This window comes from Ruegeria sp. AP12 (genome assembly GCF_056540025.1).
Genome location: NZ_JBQFVZ010000302.1, coordinates 1 through 564, shown reverse-complemented (window position 1 = coordinate 564; position 564 = coordinate 1). Strand labels below are relative to the sequence as shown.

At 62.6% G+C, this 564-nt stretch carries 1 protein-coding gene; it reads left to right on the top strand.

The window, feature by feature from the left end; all coding sequences use genetic code 11:
* Positions 1-564: M24 family metallopeptidase (locus ACR0E6_RS22870; RefSeq protein WP_480587733.1), on the top strand; the 564-nt coding region annotated here is incomplete at both ends.

Below are 564 nucleotides of genomic sequence, written 5' to 3'. Positions count from 1 at the left end.
GCCAATATCGACGCGGGCCAACCGTGGCGCCGCTCGGTCGAGGATAATGTGATCTACACCGATTGGAAGCGCGACAATTACTGGCGCGCGGTGGCCAGCTTGATCGGCGGCGCGAAACGGATCGGGATCGAGAGCGATCACATTACTCTGGCCGCGCGCGATACGGCTTTGGCGATGTTGGGCCAGCCTGAACTGATCGACATTGCGCCCGAAACCATGGCGGCCCGTATGGTGAAATCCGCCGAAGAGATCGAGTTGATCAAAGGTGGTGCCCGCACCGCTGATGTGGGCGGAGCGGCCATCCACGCCGCCATCCGCGAAGGCGCAACCGAGATCGAGATCGCCATGGCCGGTCGCGACGCGATGGAGGCGGAGATCGCCCGCGCTTATCCCGACGCCGAATACCGCGACACTTGGGTCTGGTTCCAGTCCGGCCTCAACACCGATGGCGCGCATAACCCGGTCACCAAACGGGCGCTGCAAAAGGGCGATATCCTGTCGCTGAACACCTTCCCGATGATTTCGGGGTACTACACGGCATTGGAGCGCACCCTGTTTCTGGGC